Here is a 14409-nt window from a genome sequence, read left to right as displayed (position 1 = left end):
TCTTCGTAGCGCGCGATTATCCAGTAGCCCGCGTTACAACGCATCAGGAGAAACAAAGTATTTGTGGCATTTTTGCCCAAGAAATTCGGGGGTCTGCACTAAAACGTTCGCGCTAGCTCTCCAGCAAAAATGTCACAGGGCCATCATTGACCAACTGCACCTGCATATCCGCACCAAATTGGCCCGAAGCAACCGTTGCGTGCGAGGTTTTGGCCAGTGCCAGCAAGTACTCGAACAGTTCCGCGCCGAGTGCCGGAGGCGCTGCTTTGGAAAAGCTTGGCCGCATGCCACTGCGCGTATCTGCCGCAAGCGTGAACTGGGACACCAGTAGCAAGCCGCCGCCTACATCGCTCAAGGAAAGGTTCATCTTGCCGTTGGCGTCGCTGAACACCCGATAGTTAAGCAGCTTGTGCAAGAGTTTGTCGGCGCTGGCGCGGGTGTCTTGGGGCTCTACCCCTACCAGCACCAGCAAACCTTGATCGATGGCGCCGACTGTTTCGCCTGCGACATCAACCCGTGCACCGCGCACCCGCTGGAGTAAACCTTTCATTCAATACCTCACACCGCAATGCCCAGGCCTTACAGCGGCGTTGCTGGCTAGCGCAATAGTGCGCTGCAAATCGCTGCCGCCGGCAACCCGGACTGCAAGTATCCTTTTCGCGATCCTGGTTACGCCTCTTCCGGTGCAAGATCCAGCAATCGCCGAGCCACCTGGGAGGCGGCGCGTACCAGCGCGTCGGTAATGCCCGGCTCCGACGCCGCATGCCCTGCGTCACGAATCACCTGCAGTTCGCTGTTCGGCCAGTTCTGGTGTAGCTCCCAGGCATTGTCCAGCGGACAGATCACGTCATAACGGCCGTGCACGATGATCCCTGGCAGATGCGCGATCTTGGGCATGTCACGGATCAGCTGGTTCTCTTCAAGGAATGCATTATTAGCGAAGTAGTGGCATTCGATACGGGCGATGGACAGCGCGCGCTGCGGCTCGGAGAAACGGTCTACCACCAGCGGGTTCGGACGCAACGTCGCGGTGCGGCCCTCCCAGGTCGACCAAGCCTTGGCGGCGTGCATCTGGGCGATCTGGTCGCTGCCCACCAGCCGCTTATGGAAAGCGGTCAGCAGATCGCCGCGCTCATCCTGGGGAATCGGCGCCAGGTAGTCCTGCCAGTAGTCCGGGAACAGGCGGCTGGCACCCTCTTGATAGAACCATTTGATCTCCTGCGGTCGGCACAGAAAGATGCCGCGCAGGATCAGGGCATGCACGTGATCAGGGTGTGTCTGGGCGTAAGCCAGCGCCAACGTCGAGCCCCACGACCCGCCGAACAACACCCATTTGTCGATGCCCAGGTGCTTGCGGATGCGCTCCAGGTCTTCGACCAGGTGCCATGTGGTGTTGTTGTCGAGGTTGGCGTGAGGGGTGGAGCGGCCGCAGCCGCGCTGATCGAAGGTGATGATGCGGTACAGGTTAGGGTCAAAGTAGCGACGGCTCTGCGCATCGCATCCCGCGCCCGGCCCACCGTGGATGAAGACCACCGGCAAGCCTTCCGGCGAGCCGCTTTCATCGACATACAGCACATGAGGCTCTTCCACTGCCAGATCGTGCCGGGCATAGGGTTTGATCTGTGGGTACAAAGTCTGCATAGGTGCTCCATAAGTCCAATTCAGGGGCTTCTATCTATCTGCCGTTGGGCATCATAAACCCGAATTGGCAAATGATCATGTTCGTAAGCTCGCATGCCGATCCGGCGAACTGGAACGATCAATGCAAGCCTGTAAAAACGCCTGGCGGCATAAAGCGTCGGCGAACCTGAGCGCGCGGTCTGAGTCGAAACCGGAGTCGTGACAGCGGACGTTCATCCATTTGAGAGGACATATCCGCTGACACGCCCTACAGTCAACCAACCCCATTCAATCGTCCAACCAACTTGAGGTCGTACCTGATGTCTCTGGAACCCAACGTTCGTGACGCTGAAGTGGCAGCCTTTCGTGAAGCTGTGCTCAACAAGCTCGAGTTTGCCGTCGGTAAGGACCCCGACCATGCGTTCGACCATGACTGGTTCATGGCGATAGCCCTGGCCACCCGCGACAAAATGGCCGAGAAGTGGATGAACCACACGCGCTACATCTATCGGCAGGAAAAGAAGCGCGTGTATTACCTGTCGCTTGAATTTCTGATCGGGCGCCTGATGTTCGACAGCCTGAGCAACCTGGGCATCATGGACATCGCCCGTGAAGCGCTCAAGGATCTGAAGGTCGATCTGGACGTCATCCGCACGCTCGAACCCGATGCCGCATTGGGCAACGGCGGCCTCGGTCGCCTGGCCGCTTGTTTCATGGAGAGCATGTCGACGCTGGGCATTGCCGGGCATGGCTATGGCATTCGCTACGAGCATGGCCTGTTTCGCCAGGCCATCGTCGACGGCTGGCAGCAGGAACAGACCGAGAACTGGCTGGATTTCGGCAACCCATGGGAGTTCGAGCGCCCGGAGGTGATCTACCAGATCGGCTTTGGCGGCAGCGTGCAGCCGGTGCTCGACGTTACCGGCGCTCCGGTGCTGGATGCCTCTGGCGAAACCCGGCAGATCTGGACCGCAGGGGAAACCGTGCGCGCGATTGCCTACGACACCCCGGTGGTCGGCTGGCGCGGCAAGGCGGTGAACACGCTGCGCCTGTGGCGTGCCAGGGCGGTTGAAGATCTGCATCTTGAGCGTTTCAATGCCGGTGACCACGTCGGTGCCGTCGCGGAGGTGGTACGGGCTGAAAGTATCTCGCGCGTCCTGTACCCGAACGACAGCACCGAAGCGGGTCAGGAGCTGCGTCTTCGCCAGGAGTACTTCTTTGTCTCGGCGTCGCTGCAAGACCTGCTGCGCCGCCACAAGAACATGGGCTACACCATCAACAGCCTGCCCGATCACGCTGCGATCCAGATGAATGACACGCATCCCTCGATCGCCGTCGCCGAGCTGATGCGTATCCTCATCGACCTGTACGACGTGGAATGGGCCGAAGCCTGGCGCATCACCGTCGGCACATTGGGCTATACCAACCACACCTTGTTGCCAGAGGCATTGGAAACCTGGTCGGTCGGCCTGATGGAACGCATGCTGCCGCGCCACATGCAGATCATCTACATGATCAACGCCCAGCACATCGACAACGTGCGCCTGGAGCACAAGGATGACCCGGACCTGTTCGGCCTGCTGCGCGCCGTGTCCCTGATCGAAGAAGACAACGGCCGCCGCGTGCGCATGGGCAACCTGGCATTCATCGGCTCACACAGCATCAACGGCGTGTCGGCACTGCACACGCAACTGATGCGCAAGACAGTGTTCGCGCAACTGCACAAGCTTTATCCGGATCGGATCAATAACAAAACCAACGGCATTACCTTCCGTCGCTGGCTGTTCCAGTCCAACCCGCAGCTGACATCGATGCTGGTCAAGGAATTGGGCGAGCAAGTACTGGACAATCACGAAACCGCGCTGCTCGGACTCGAGCCGCTGGCCGACAACCCAACCTTCCAGCAGGCGTTTGCAGACCAGCGCCTGCAGAGCAAAAAAGCGTTGGCCGCCATCGTTCAGGATCGCCTGGGCATCACGCTTAACCCCGAAGCGCTGTTCGACGTGCAGGTCAAAAGGATTCATGAGTACAAGCGCCAGCTGCTCAACCTGTTTCACACCGTAGCGCTGTATCAGGCCATGCGTGCCGACCCAAGCACCAACTGGGCGCCACGGGTGAAAATCTTTGCAGGCAAGGCGGCGGCCAGTTATCACTCGGCCAAGCTGATCATCAAGCTGGCGAACGATATCGCCCGCACGGTGAACAACGATCCGACCCTGCGCGGCGCGTTGAAAGTGGTGTTTATCCCTAACTACAACGTGAGCCTTGCCGAGAGCATCATCCCGGCCGCTGACTTGTCCGAGCAGATATCCACTGCAGGGCTCGAAGCCTCAGGCACCAGTAACATGAAGTTCGGCCTTAATGGCGCGCTGACCATCGGCACGCTGGACGGCGCCAACGTGGAGATGAGCGAGCAAGTCGGGCTTGAGCACATGTTCATTTTCGGCATGACTTCTCATCAAGTCGAAGCGCGAAAACATGCGGGCGAATTCAATGCGCACAACGACATCGCTGCCTCACCCCGGTTGAATGATGTGCTGCAGGCAATTCGTGGCGGCGTGTTCTCGCCGGATGATCCATATCGTTACGCTGGGTTGATCGAGCAGTTGATCAACTACGACCGCTTCTTCGTCTGCGCGGATTTCGAATCGTACTGGGCCGCCCAGGTGCGAGTCGAAAAACGCTGGCACGAGAGTAAGGAATGGTGGCGCTCGGCAGTACTCAACACCGCGCGCATGGGCTGGTTCTCTTCGGACCGGACCATTCGCGAGTACGCGAACGAGATTTGGCACGCGCTGGATTGAGGACAGCGTGCCGTAATCAAATCCTGTAGCAGTCCGGCCCGCCAGCGGCAGCGCTCCCAAAGACGCTCCGCTGGTAAGCCATGCCTGGATTGAGCTGCAGATCCACGAGTACGACGATCATCTGCAACCGTCCGGCCTCGGCGTGCCTTCGGTGATGCACTTCTCGCCTGCAACACAAATTGTTTTCTCTTTTCCTATGCCCGATATACTCCTCGCCATCGCCGTTTAGCGGCAGAAACGGGATGTCGTCGCGTGCAATGGATTCTTTTGCTGGCAGGTCTGTTGATCGGAGCAGTGCTGGACGAGTCACTGATGAGCGGGGCCGTGGGCGCAGGGGTCGGGCTGGCGTTGGGGTTGAGTTTGCGCCTGTCGTCGCTGGCCCGCGAGGCGGCGGCGCAGAAAGCCGAACTCGCCAAGACCCGCATGGACCTGCAAGCCCTTGAACAGCGTCTGAGTCAGTTCGATTCAGCTGCGGCGCAAATGCCTGACGCACCGGTGCCCGTTGCACTGCACATCGAGCCCGTCGCCGACACCGGCCCTGAACTGCTCTGGGATCTTCCAGACCTCGAACCCGCCCCTGCCCCAATCGTCGCCGACTCCGATTCCGACTGGAATCGTCCCGCCGCCTCGCAAACCGTGCGCTCTGCCCCCCATACGCCCTCCGAACCGAGACAGCCGACCGAGTCAAACAGGTTCGACAGCGCATTGCTGCGCGCCAAGCAGTGGCTGTTCGGCGGCAACACGGTGCTGCGCGTTGGCGTGGTGCTGCTGTTTCTCGGGCTGGCGTTCCTGCTGCGTTACGCCACCGAAGGCATGGTCGTGCCCATCGAGGCGCGTTATGCCGGGGTCGCGGCCACAGCCATGGCCTTGCTGGGCCTGGGGTGGTGGCTGCGCCATCGCAATGCGTCATTCGCCCTGATGCTGCAAGGGGCCGGCGTGGCGGTGTTGTACCTGACGGTCTTCGCCGCGATGAAAGTCCACAGCCTGCTGGCGCCGGGCATGGCCCTGGGGTTACTGATTGCGGTCACAGTGTTCTCGGCCATCCTGGCGTTGACGCAGAACTCCCTGGCCTTGGCTTGCGTGGCAGCACTGGGCGGTTTTGTCGCGCCCTTGCTCACCTCCACCGGCGAGGGCAGTCACGTCGCGTTGTTCAGCTACTTCGCTCTGCTCAACGGCGGTATTTTCGCCATTGCCTGGTTTAAGGCTTGGCGTGCGTTGAACCTGATCGGCTTCGCCGGCACTTTCGGGATCGGCTGCGCATGGGGCTTGAAGTCTTATACGCCAGAGTTGTTCTGGAGCACCGAACCGTTCCTGATCCTGTTTTTCCTGATGTATCTGGCCATCGGGCTGCTGTTCGCCCGGCGCAAGTTACGCGAGCACGCCAACGGCCCCGAACAGCCTGGCCGCGAGGCCATGCTCCGCTGGTCGGCAAAGCAAAGTCATTACGTCGATGGCAGCCTGCTGCTCGGTACGCCGATCGCCGGGTTCGGGCTGCAATACGCGATCATCCAGCACATTGAGTTCGGTGCGGCATTCAGTGCGTTGGTGCTGGGCCTTCTCTATATGGGCATCGCCAGGGTTCTCGCCGGACGTGCGCCGGGCCGGGCATTGTTGTTGGTAGAAACCTGCCTGGCTTTGGGCGTGGTATTCGCAACACTGGCGATCCCATTGGGCCTGAGCGCGCAATGGACCACGGTCGCGTGGGCGATCGAAGGTGCCGCGGTGTTCTGGCTGGGCATGCGTCAGAATCGCTTGCTGGCGCGTTTTTTCGGATTGTTATTGCAAGCGGGCGCGGGCTTCGCGTTTCTCGGCATCGTGGATCGTTGGCACGGGTTGGGTTACGCGTCGAGCTTCAATCATGGGGACTTCTGGACGCCACTCATCATCTCCCTCGCCGGTTTGACCAGCGCCTTTACGGTCGAGCGCATCGGCACACTGCGTCTGGCCTTCAGCGAACGGGTCTTGCAGCCCGCGCTGTTGATCTGGGGTGCGTTATGGTGGTCGGTAGCGCTCTGTGTCAGTACCTATTACGTGCCGGGCGCTCGGGAAATACCGACACTCTTGCTGCTGGGCGCCGCCAGCGTGGGCCTGTGGACCATGGCGGCGTTACGACTGAGATGGTCGGGTCTGGCGCAATTATGCACGTTGCTGACCCCGGCCAGTTTCGTGCTGTTGAGCCTTATGCTGTTCAATGCCTACTACGACCCCGCCGCCGACTGGGGCTGGCTGGGCTGGCTTGCGGTGTTCGCGGTGCATCTGCTGTCGCTTAAACAGCTAGACGGCATGCTGCAACCTCGTCTGCGCACGGCTGCCCATGTGCTCGGATGCTGGTTAATCATTGGCGTGCTGTCGCTTGACTTGCGTTACGGGCTGCTGGTGCTGTCTGATTCCTACAATGCATGGCGCTGGCTGGGTTGGGCATTGCTGCCGAGTCTGTACCTGCTGGCGATGAATACGCCACGCCGCTGGCCCTGGCCAATCGCCGCGTATCCTGGCGCCTACCGCGTCTGGGCTGCCGCCCCATTGGCGGTATTGATGCTGGTGTGGTTCTGGCTGGCGAACGGCCTGAGCGAAGGTGCGGCCGATCCCCTGCCCTATATCCCGCTGATCAACCCGCTGGAACTGGGACTTTTGATTACGCTTGCCGGTATTTTCAGCTGGACGCGCCAGCAGTTGCCACAATTGGGTATCGGCCCAGAGTACGCACGCAAAGCGGCACTGGCGATTGCCGGCGCGTCGGTATTCGTGCTGGTCACGGCGATGGTCATGCGCACCGCTCATCACTGGGCGAACGTGCCGTGGGACGCCGACGCGCTGCTGGAGTCGATGCGGGTGCAGGCCGGTCTATCCATCGTCTGGACACTGATGGCCCTGGCCCTGATGATCGGCGGACACCTGCGTGCACGGCGCGAAGTGTGGATCGTCGGTGCGGTGCTGATCGGCATCGTCGTCGCCAAGCTGTTCTTCGTCGAACTGAGCAACCGCGGCGGGCTGGAGCGAATCGTCTCGTTTATCGGCGTTGGCATTCTGCTGCTCGTAGTGGGATATTTCGCACCATTGCCGCCGAAAAATCCGATCCGCGCCCCCTCGTCCCCTGACGTCGCGCCTGCGGACTCGGCTTTGCCATGAGAAGCAGGAGTCAGTTGTTGAGCCGTCAGTCCGTCGTTAAGGCCGCCATTTTTGGGTCGATGCTGTGCGCAGCGCTGTTCAGTCAGGCCGAGGATCTGCCAGACGATTTTGCCAGCCACCTGCCGCTTCAGGTCAGTGGCGAAGGACCGTGGTATCGCCTCGAGCTGCCGTTGGCCGTGCAATTGAATGCCCGCCAAAGCAACCTCAATGACATCCGCGTGTTCAACGCCGATGGCCAGGCCCAGCCCTATGCGCTGACCTCCGGCCAGCCGCAGCGGGCAGAGGACCAAACGTCGGTTTCGGTGAAGTGGTTCCCGCTGTATAACAGCGACGACGCCAGGGACGCCGAGCCAAAAATCCGCGTTGAACGCACTCCCAATGGGACCTTGGTCGAGGTTCAGCCACAAGGCGAAATCGAGGCAGGCGAAGAAATCCTGCGCGGTTGGCTGCTGGACACCAGTGCGATCAACGCCCCGCTGGACCAGCTGATTCTCGATTGGAGCACCGAGCGCGAGGGCTTCCAGCGTTTCCTCATCGAAGCCAGCGACGACCTGCAGCACTGGACACGCTGGGGCGAAGGTCAGGTGGCGCGTCTATCGTTCGCTGACGAACTGGTCGAGCAGCGCGTCGTGACACTGCCCGGCCGCAGCGCTCGCTACCTGCGACTGCTATGGAGCTCACCGCAATCGGCACCTACCCTGACGTCCGCGCAGTTGGTCAGCACCCGGCCTGGCGTGTTGCCGCTGACCTGGTCGCCGACCATCGCAGGGTCGGTCGAAAAGCCTGGCGTGTACATTTGGCAACTACCGGTGGCGTTGCCGCTGGAGCGCATGAAAGTCGACATTACCCAGCCCAACAGCCTCGCTCCCGCCACGCTCTCTGCGCGCCACGACAGTAATGCGCCATGGCAGATCATCGACAGCGGCCTGCTCTATCGCCTGACTCAGAACGGCCAGGACGTGGTGCAGAACGAGATGGAACTGCCTGGCACCACCGTGCAGCAATTGAAGCTCGAAGTGGATGAGCGCGGTGGCGGTCTGGGCAAAGACGCGCCCAACCTCAGCTTCGCTGTACGCGCCACACAACTGGTGTTTCTGGGGCGCGGCGCACCGCCTTACAGCGTGGCTATCGGCAACGCTACCATCGAGGGGGCGAATCTGCCGCTCAGCACGCTGGTGCCGGGGGTGACGCCAGACAAACTGGCGACCTTGGGCAGCGCGCAGTTGATGACGCCGTCCGTGGCATTGCCTGCGCCAGCGCCCGCTGCGCCGGTGGTTGCCAAACCGGACTGGAAACGAATCGGCTTGTGGGGTGTGCTGGTCCTGGGGGTTATTTTTCTGGGGTGGATGGCGGTTGGCACATTGCGCGCATCGAACACCAAACGCTAAAGCTGAATCGATCCTGCAACCGGAAAACGCCACAGACGCCCGTCAACTTGTCACGCTTGACGGAATACGCTCATGTAGCTCGTGAACTCAATCACTACAGAGCCGGTCTGACTGGCAGTAATAAGTCCTTACACGCGTTAAACTGTGCGCGTTTTTTATTCCCCATCTTCGGAGCTCTCCATGTCCCGCGTTACCCTGAGTCGCTATTTGATCGAGCAGACCCGCAGCAATAACACGCCTGCCGATCTGCGCTTCCTTATCGAAGTGGTGGCGCGTGCGTGCAAGGAAATCAGCCACGCAGTCTCCAAAGGCGCCTTGGGTGGCGTGCTCGGCAGCATGGGCACCGAGAACGTCCAGGGTGAAGTGCAGAAAAAGCTGGACGTGATGTCCAACGAAATCCTGCTCGAGGCCAACGAATGGGGCGGTCACCTGGCGGGCATGGCGTCCGAAGAAATGGACAACGCCTACCAGATTCCGGGCAAGTACCCCAAAGGCGCCTATCTGCTGGTGTTCGACCCACTGGACGGCTCGTCCAACATCGACATCAACGCTCCGGTTGGCACCATCTTCTCGGTGCTGCGTTGCCCTAACGAATACCTGAGCCAGAACGAAGCCCTGAACGAGAAGGCCTTCCTGCAACCAGGCACCCAACAGGTTGCTGCCGGCTACGCCATCTACGGCCCGCAGACAATGCTGGTCCTGACTCTGGGTGACGGCGTCAAAGGCTTTACCCTGGATCGCGAAATGGGCAGCTTCGTGTTGAGTCATGAAGACATCCAGATCCCGGAGTCCACTCAGGAATTCGCTATCAACATGTCCAACCAGCGTCACTGGGAGGCGCCGGTCAAACGTTACGTAGAGGAGCTGCTGGCCGGTGAAGAGGGTCCGCTGAACAAGAACTACAACATGCGCTGGGTTGCCGCGATGGTTGCTGATGTACACCGCATCCTGACCCGTGGTGGTCTGTTCATGTACCCGCGCGACGCTCGCGAGCCTTCCAAGCCCGGCAAGCTGCGTCTGATGTACGAGGCCAACCCAATGTCGTTCCTGGTCGAACAGGCAGGCGGGGCGGCCACCAATGGTCACCAGCGCATTCTCGACATCCAGCCTGAAGGCTTGCACCAGCGTGTGGCGGTCTATCTGGGTTCGAAAGAAGAAGTCGAACGCGTCACGTCGTACCACCAGGCGTAAGTTGGCAACGTTAGCAGGGCGTTTCCAGACGTGATTCGGGCCGCCCGAATTACCCTAAACACCTGCCGCTGCCTGACAGCTGATCGAGCGGCTTGAGCATTTATCCACTGCCACACGGTATTGGATAAATGCCTGCTTCGGAGGAATCGAGGTTTTTGGAGGATGCCTTCCGTGCAGATTCAGCGGCAGATCTCGGCGCAAGTCCTTCCCCACGCAACCACCCCCCCTTTCTCTTCCAAGCTTGCGGCACCACGTCAGCGCTCTGCGCTCACGGCACGATCAAGGCATAATCGGCCACCACGGCGCCTTTCTCGCTTCAGGAGCTTCACCCATGTCTTTGCGCTCTATCGCGTTACTGTCCTTCTGCGTGCTGCTTGCCGCATGCAGCAAGGTCACGCTGGAAAACTATTCGAAACTCTCGGCCGGCATGCCCAAGGCGCAAGTCGAGCAGTTGCTCGGCACACCGACGCAATGCTCGGGCGCGCTGGGGATGTCGAGTTGCACCTGGGGTGATCAGAAAGCGTTCATCAGCGTCCAGTACGCGGCGGACAAGGTCGTCCTGTATTCGAATCAGGGGCTCGAATGAACGTGCGTCACTTAGTGCGCCTTGCGGTGCTCGCCCTGGCCACAGTTTGGCTGAGCGCCTGCGCCGTGAAGCCCGAAGCAGACCCCATGGCCCCCAGGACCGAGGGGCATGTTGACCTTAAGCGCTATCAGGGCACCTGGTACGAGCTGGCACGAATGCCGATGTTCTTCCAGCGCAACTGTGCGCAGTCCGAGGCCCATTACAAGCTCAACGATGAGGGCAACATCGCGGTGACCAACCGCTGCCGCACGCTGCAGGGCAAATGGGAAGAGGCAACCGGCACGGCCTCGCCACAAGTCGAAGGCAAGACCGACAAACTGTGGGTGGTCTTCGACAACTGGTTCTCGCGCCTGCTGCCGGGCGTCGCCAAGGGCAACTATTGGGTGCTGGACGTCAGCGACGACTACAAAGTGGCGCTGGTCGGGAATCCTAACCGCAAATACCTGTGGTTGCTGTCGCGCACGGCCCATGTGTCCGACTCGGTGCGCAACGAGCTGTTGATGAAGGCGCAGCAGCAGGGGTATGACACCACCCGACTCATCTGGCGGATCGAGGACTCGAGGATTGCCAAGGTCGTGAACTGATTTCTGCTGCGAACATAGACCTGTGCAGCAATACGGCCCGCTAGCGGTGGCGCTCTAGAAATCGCCACCGCTGGCAGGCCGGGCGGCTACAGAAAACGCGTTTCGACTTACGATGCGGCCGTTACCCCAGCAACTCGCGCAACACCTGAACGAACGCGCGACGGCTTTGTTCTTCATCGGCATGCCGGCCCTCGCGGATCACCCAGCGGCCGTTGACCATCACATCGCGTATTTGACGATCGCCCCCCGCGAACAACCAGCGGTTAAGAATCGCATCGCCCCAGGCCGTGGCCAGATATGGATCGTTGCCATCGAGTACAAGCCAGTCCGCGCGCTTACCGACTTCCAGCGCCCCGATCGGCTGGCCCATCGCCTGGGCGCCACCGGTCAGCGCTGCGTCGTATAACGTCCGGCCAACCATCGGCTGATCTGCGCGATAAAGCCGATTACGCCGCTGATCACGCAGTCGTTGCCCGTACTCCAGCCAACGCAGCTCTTCCACCACGCTGAGTGAAACGTGGCTGTCCGAGCCAATCCCCCAGCGACCACCCTGAGCGATGTAGTCCACTGCCGGAAAAATTCCGTCGCCCAGATTTGCCTCAGTGGTCAGGCACAAGCCCGCGACCGCGCCACTGCTGGCCATCGATGCCACTTCAGCGGCCTCAACATGAGTCGCATGCACCAGGCACCAGCGCTCATCGACCTCGACGTTTTCATACAACCATTGCACCGGACGACGACCGCTCCAGTTCAGGCAGTCTTCGACCTCCTTCTGCTGTTCGGCGATATGGATATGAATAGGGCATTGCTTATCGCTAGCCGCCAGCACCTCGCTGACCTGCTGCGGGGTGACGGCGCGCAGTGAGTGAAAACACAGCCCCAGAGCCTGCGCCGGCTGCGTGCTGATGATCGGGCCCAGGCGCGACTGCAGATCCAGATAACTGTCGGTGCTATTGATGAACCGACGCTGCCCTTCATTGGGCACCAGGCCGCCAAAACCGGAGTGGCTGTACAACACAGGCAACAGCGTCATGCCGATCCCGACAGTGCGGGCCGCCTGACTGACCTGCAACGCCAGCTCATCCGGGTTGGCGTACGGCTTGCCATCGCGGTTTTGATGCACGTAGTGAAATTCGGCCACCGAGGTGAAACCGCCCTTGAGCATTTCGATGTACAACTGACGCGCGATGACACCCAACTGCTGCGGGCTGATCTGGCCGACCAGCCGGTACATCAGATCGCGCCAGGTCCAGAAGCTGTCGTTGGGGTTGCCTGCCACTTCCGCCAACCCGGCCATCGCCCGTTGAAACGCATGCGAGTGCAGGTTCGGCATGCCCGGCACCAGCGTACCCTTGATCAGTTCCGCGCCCTGCTGATCGGCGTCGACCTGAATGCTGGTCAGAAAACCCTCAGCGCTGACCTCGAATCGCACGTTATTAGCCCAGCCAGCCGGCAATAACGCTCGTTCGGCAAAGAAAACGGACATGCTTCGCACCCCATGCGTGAAATTGTCTATACATATACAGACGTTTGCCTGCCCGGTAAACTGCGCCAAGCTTGTCGGCACTCGCGTTAATGGTTAGCGTGGGCGCTGTTCCAGCTTATTCATTCATCGATAGCCCATGCCTGACAAAGGATTTTTCTGTGCCGACTCCGCCTGCCAATTCTCCGCTGGCCGCCCAGATGGGTGACAGTCCGGCGCCGCTCTACGCCCGGGTGAAGCAAATGATCACCCAGCAAATTCAGAACGGGACCTGGCCGCCACATCACCGCGTGCCATCCGAAAGCGAACTGGTGACCCAACTCGGCTTCAGCCGCATGACCATCAACCGCGCACTGCGCGAGATGACTGCCGAAGGCATGTTGGTGCGCATGCAGGGCGTCGGGACCTTCGTCGCCGAACCCAAGACTCAGTCCGCACTGTTCGAAGTGCACAACATCGCCGATGAAATCGCCTCTCGCGGCCATACCCACACGTGCCAGGTCATTATCCTCTGTGAAGAGGCTGCCGGGTCCGAGCGCGCGCTGGCCCTGGACATGCGTGAAGGCCAGAGGGTGTTTCATTCGCTGATCGTGCATTTCGAAAACGACATTCCCGTGCAAATCGAGGACCGTTTCGTCAATGCGCTGGTCGCTCCGGAATATCTGCAGCAGGACTTCACTAAACAGACCCCTTACGCTTATCTCAATCAGGTCGCGCCATTGACCGAGGGGGAGCACGTCGTCGAGGCCATTCTGGCCGACCCCGAGGAGTGCAAGCTGCTGCAGATCGAAAAGGGCGAACCTTGCCTGCTGGTGCGCCGTCGCACCTGGTCGGGCCGCCAACCGGTAACCGCCGCGCGCTTGATTCACCCCGGCTCACGCCATCGTTTGGAAGGACGCTTCAGCAAATGACCCGACTGGATGTTCTGCGTGCCGCCAACTACCCGCGCATGCCGTGGAAAAACGGCGGTGGCAGCACCGAGGAGATCTCCCGCGACGCAGGCCAGGGCCTGGACGGGTTCGGCTGGCGCCTGTCGATTGCCGACATTGGCGAGTCGGGCGGGTTTTCGGTCTTTCCCGGTTACCTGCGCATCATCACGGTGCTGCAAGGCGCGGGCATGACGCTCACTATCGACGGCAGCGAAAGCGAAGCGTTGCTGCCGTCCGATCCGTTTGCCTTCAGCGGCGACAGCCAGGTGTCCTGCACATTGCTGGACGGGCCGATTCGCGACTTCAATCTGATCTACGCACCTACCCGCTATCGGGCGCGGTTGCAATGGATCGACGTGCTGCAACCGCAGCGGTTTTTCAGCTCGGCCAATGTGTTCGTGGTGTTCAGCGCTGCCGAGCAGGTGGCGGCCAATGTGGGTGAACATCCGCCGCAGTTGCTGGAGCGGCATGACTGTTTACAGTTGGACAATGCTGAAGGTGCGCTGCTGGAAGTGGTGATTTATGCGCCGCGTGCGAGCCGGGTTTGCGTGGTGGAGCTCAACGCAGTCTAAGCTTCTGATACGAGGGCGTAGTCGTCCGCGAGCAGGCGAGCGATAGCGGTGGGTCGGTAAATTCTGTCAGTGCGGTGCATCAGATACAACCGAGGTGGCGGATTTTACTGCCGGTTCCCGGCA

11 protein-coding genes are annotated in these 14409 nt (G+C 60.6%); 8 read left to right on the top strand and 3 right to left on the bottom strand.

The window, feature by feature from the left end:
* Nucleotides 1-112 precede the first annotated feature (112 nt).
* Both dtd and pip read right to left on the bottom strand, forming a co-directional pair.
* Nucleotides 113-550 (bottom strand): D-aminoacyl-tRNA deacylase, encoded by a 438-nt coding sequence (dtd, locus tag B3I26_RS10670; RefSeq protein WP_296257647.1) that lies wholly within the window; start codon nucleotides 548-550, stop codon nucleotides 113-115.
* A 119-nt stretch (nucleotides 551-669) separates the two neighbouring features.
* Entirely contained in the window at nucleotides 670-1641 is a 972-nt protein-coding gene (gene pip / locus B3I26_RS10665) for a prolyl aminopeptidase (RefSeq protein ID WP_296257646.1), read from the bottom strand.
* Between the two features lie 299 nt (nucleotides 1642-1940).
* On the opposite strand from pip, the gene B3I26_RS10660 reads away from it, so the two are divergent.
* The 6 genes from B3I26_RS10660 to B3I26_RS10635 all read left to right on the top strand — a co-directional run bounded on the left by B3I26_RS10660 (nucleotide 1941) and on the right by B3I26_RS10635 (nucleotide 11302).
* On the top strand, nucleotides 1941-4424 hold the full coding sequence (locus B3I26_RS10660) for a glycogen/starch/alpha-glucan phosphorylase (protein WP_296257645.1): 2484 nt from the start codon (nucleotides 1941-1943) through the stop codon (nucleotides 4422-4424).
* A gap of 252 nt (nucleotides 4425-4676) precedes the next feature.
* Nucleotides 4677-7553: a DUF2339 domain-containing protein gene (locus tag B3I26_RS10655; protein ID WP_296257644.1), complete on the top strand. Its 2877-nt coding sequence runs from the start codon at nucleotides 4677-4679 to the stop codon at nucleotides 7551-7553.
* Complete coding sequence (locus B3I26_RS10650) at nucleotides 7550-8941, top strand: DUF3999 domain-containing protein (RefSeq protein WP_409522082.1); 1392 nt, start codon at nucleotides 7550-7552, stop codon at nucleotides 8939-8941. Before B3I26_RS10655 ends, B3I26_RS10650 begins: the two co-directional genes overlap by 4 nt.
* A 180-nt stretch (nucleotides 8942-9121) precedes the next feature.
* Nucleotides 9122-10132, top strand: coding sequence for a class 1 fructose-bisphosphatase (locus B3I26_RS10645; RefSeq protein ID WP_296257643.1), 1011 nt, complete (start codon nucleotides 9122-9124; stop codon nucleotides 10130-10132).
* Nucleotides 10133-10463: 331 nt separating this feature from the next.
* A complete protein-coding gene (locus tag B3I26_RS10640; RefSeq protein ID WP_296257642.1) occupies nucleotides 10464-10718 on the top strand; it encodes a hypothetical protein in 255 nt (84 codons plus the stop codon).
* On the top strand, nucleotides 10715-11302 hold the full coding sequence (locus B3I26_RS10635; RefSeq protein WP_409522081.1) for a lipocalin family protein: 588 nt from the start codon (nucleotides 10715-10717) through the stop codon (nucleotides 11300-11302). Before B3I26_RS10640 ends, B3I26_RS10635 begins: the two co-directional genes overlap by 4 nt.
* A gap of 121 nt (nucleotides 11303-11423) precedes the next feature.
* On the opposite strand, the gene B3I26_RS10630 is transcribed toward B3I26_RS10635, so the two are convergent.
* Complete coding sequence (locus B3I26_RS10630) at nucleotides 11424-12788, bottom strand: formimidoylglutamate deiminase (RefSeq protein ID WP_296257641.1); 1365 nt, start codon at nucleotides 12786-12788, stop codon at nucleotides 11424-11426.
* A gap of 197 nt (nucleotides 12789-12985) precedes the next feature.
* On the opposite strand from B3I26_RS10630, the gene hutC reads away from it, so the two are divergent.
* Nucleotides 12986-13696: a histidine utilization repressor gene (gene hutC, locus B3I26_RS10625; RefSeq protein ID WP_296257664.1), complete on the top strand. Its 711-nt coding sequence runs from the start codon at nucleotides 12986-12988 to the stop codon at nucleotides 13694-13696.
* Nucleotides 13693-14286, top strand: a complete 594-nt coding sequence (locus tag B3I26_RS10620) for a HutD family protein (protein ID WP_296257640.1) — start codon at nucleotides 13693-13695, stop codon at nucleotides 14284-14286. Before hutC ends, B3I26_RS10620 begins: the two co-directional genes overlap by 4 nt.
* The last annotated feature ends 123 nt before the right edge of the window (nucleotides 14287-14409 follow it).

The sequence above is a fragment of the Pseudomonas sp. UBA5706 genome (genome assembly GCF_002419965.1).
Classification (GTDB): Bacteria; Pseudomonadota; Gammaproteobacteria; order Pseudomonadales; family Pseudomonadaceae; genus Aquipseudomonas.
Note: the sequence above shows the minus strand (reverse complement) of the source record. Positions and strands in the feature narration are given on the sequence as shown.

What these genes read in the sequence shown, in the direction of transcription:
- dtd (WP_296257647.1), bottom strand. Translation starts at nt 550, where the DNA reads ATGAAAGGTTTACTCCAGCGGGTGCGCGGTGCACGGGTTGATGTCGCA.
- pip (WP_296257646.1), bottom strand. Translation starts at nt 1,641, where the DNA reads ATGCAGACTTTGTACCCACAGATCAAACCCTATGCCCGGCACGATCTG.
- B3I26_RS10660 (WP_296257645.1), top strand. Translation starts at nt 1,941, where the DNA reads ATGTCTCTGGAACCCAACGTTCGTGACGCTGAAGTGGCAGCCTTTCGT.
- B3I26_RS10650 (WP_409522082.1), top strand. Translation starts at nt 7,550, where the DNA reads ATGAGAAGCAGGAGTCAGTTGTTGAGCCGTCAGTCCGTCGTTAAGGCC.
- B3I26_RS10645 (WP_296257643.1), top strand. Translation starts at nt 9,122, where the DNA reads ATGTCCCGCGTTACCCTGAGTCGCTATTTGATCGAGCAGACCCGCAGC.
- B3I26_RS10640 (WP_296257642.1), top strand. Translation starts at nt 10,464, where the DNA reads ATGTCTTTGCGCTCTATCGCGTTACTGTCCTTCTGCGTGCTGCTTGCC.
- B3I26_RS10635 (WP_409522081.1), top strand. Translation starts at nt 10,715, where the DNA reads ATGAACGTGCGTCACTTAGTGCGCCTTGCGGTGCTCGCCCTGGCCACA.
- B3I26_RS10630 (WP_296257641.1), bottom strand. Translation starts at nt 12,788, where the DNA reads ATGTCCGTTTTCTTTGCCGAACGAGCGTTATTGCCGGCTGGCTGGGCT.
- hutC (WP_296257664.1), top strand. Translation starts at nt 12,986, where the DNA reads ATGGGTGACAGTCCGGCGCCGCTCTACGCCCGGGTGAAGCAAATGATC.
- B3I26_RS10620 (WP_296257640.1), top strand. Translation starts at nt 13,693, where the DNA reads ATGACCCGACTGGATGTTCTGCGTGCCGCCAACTACCCGCGCATGCCG.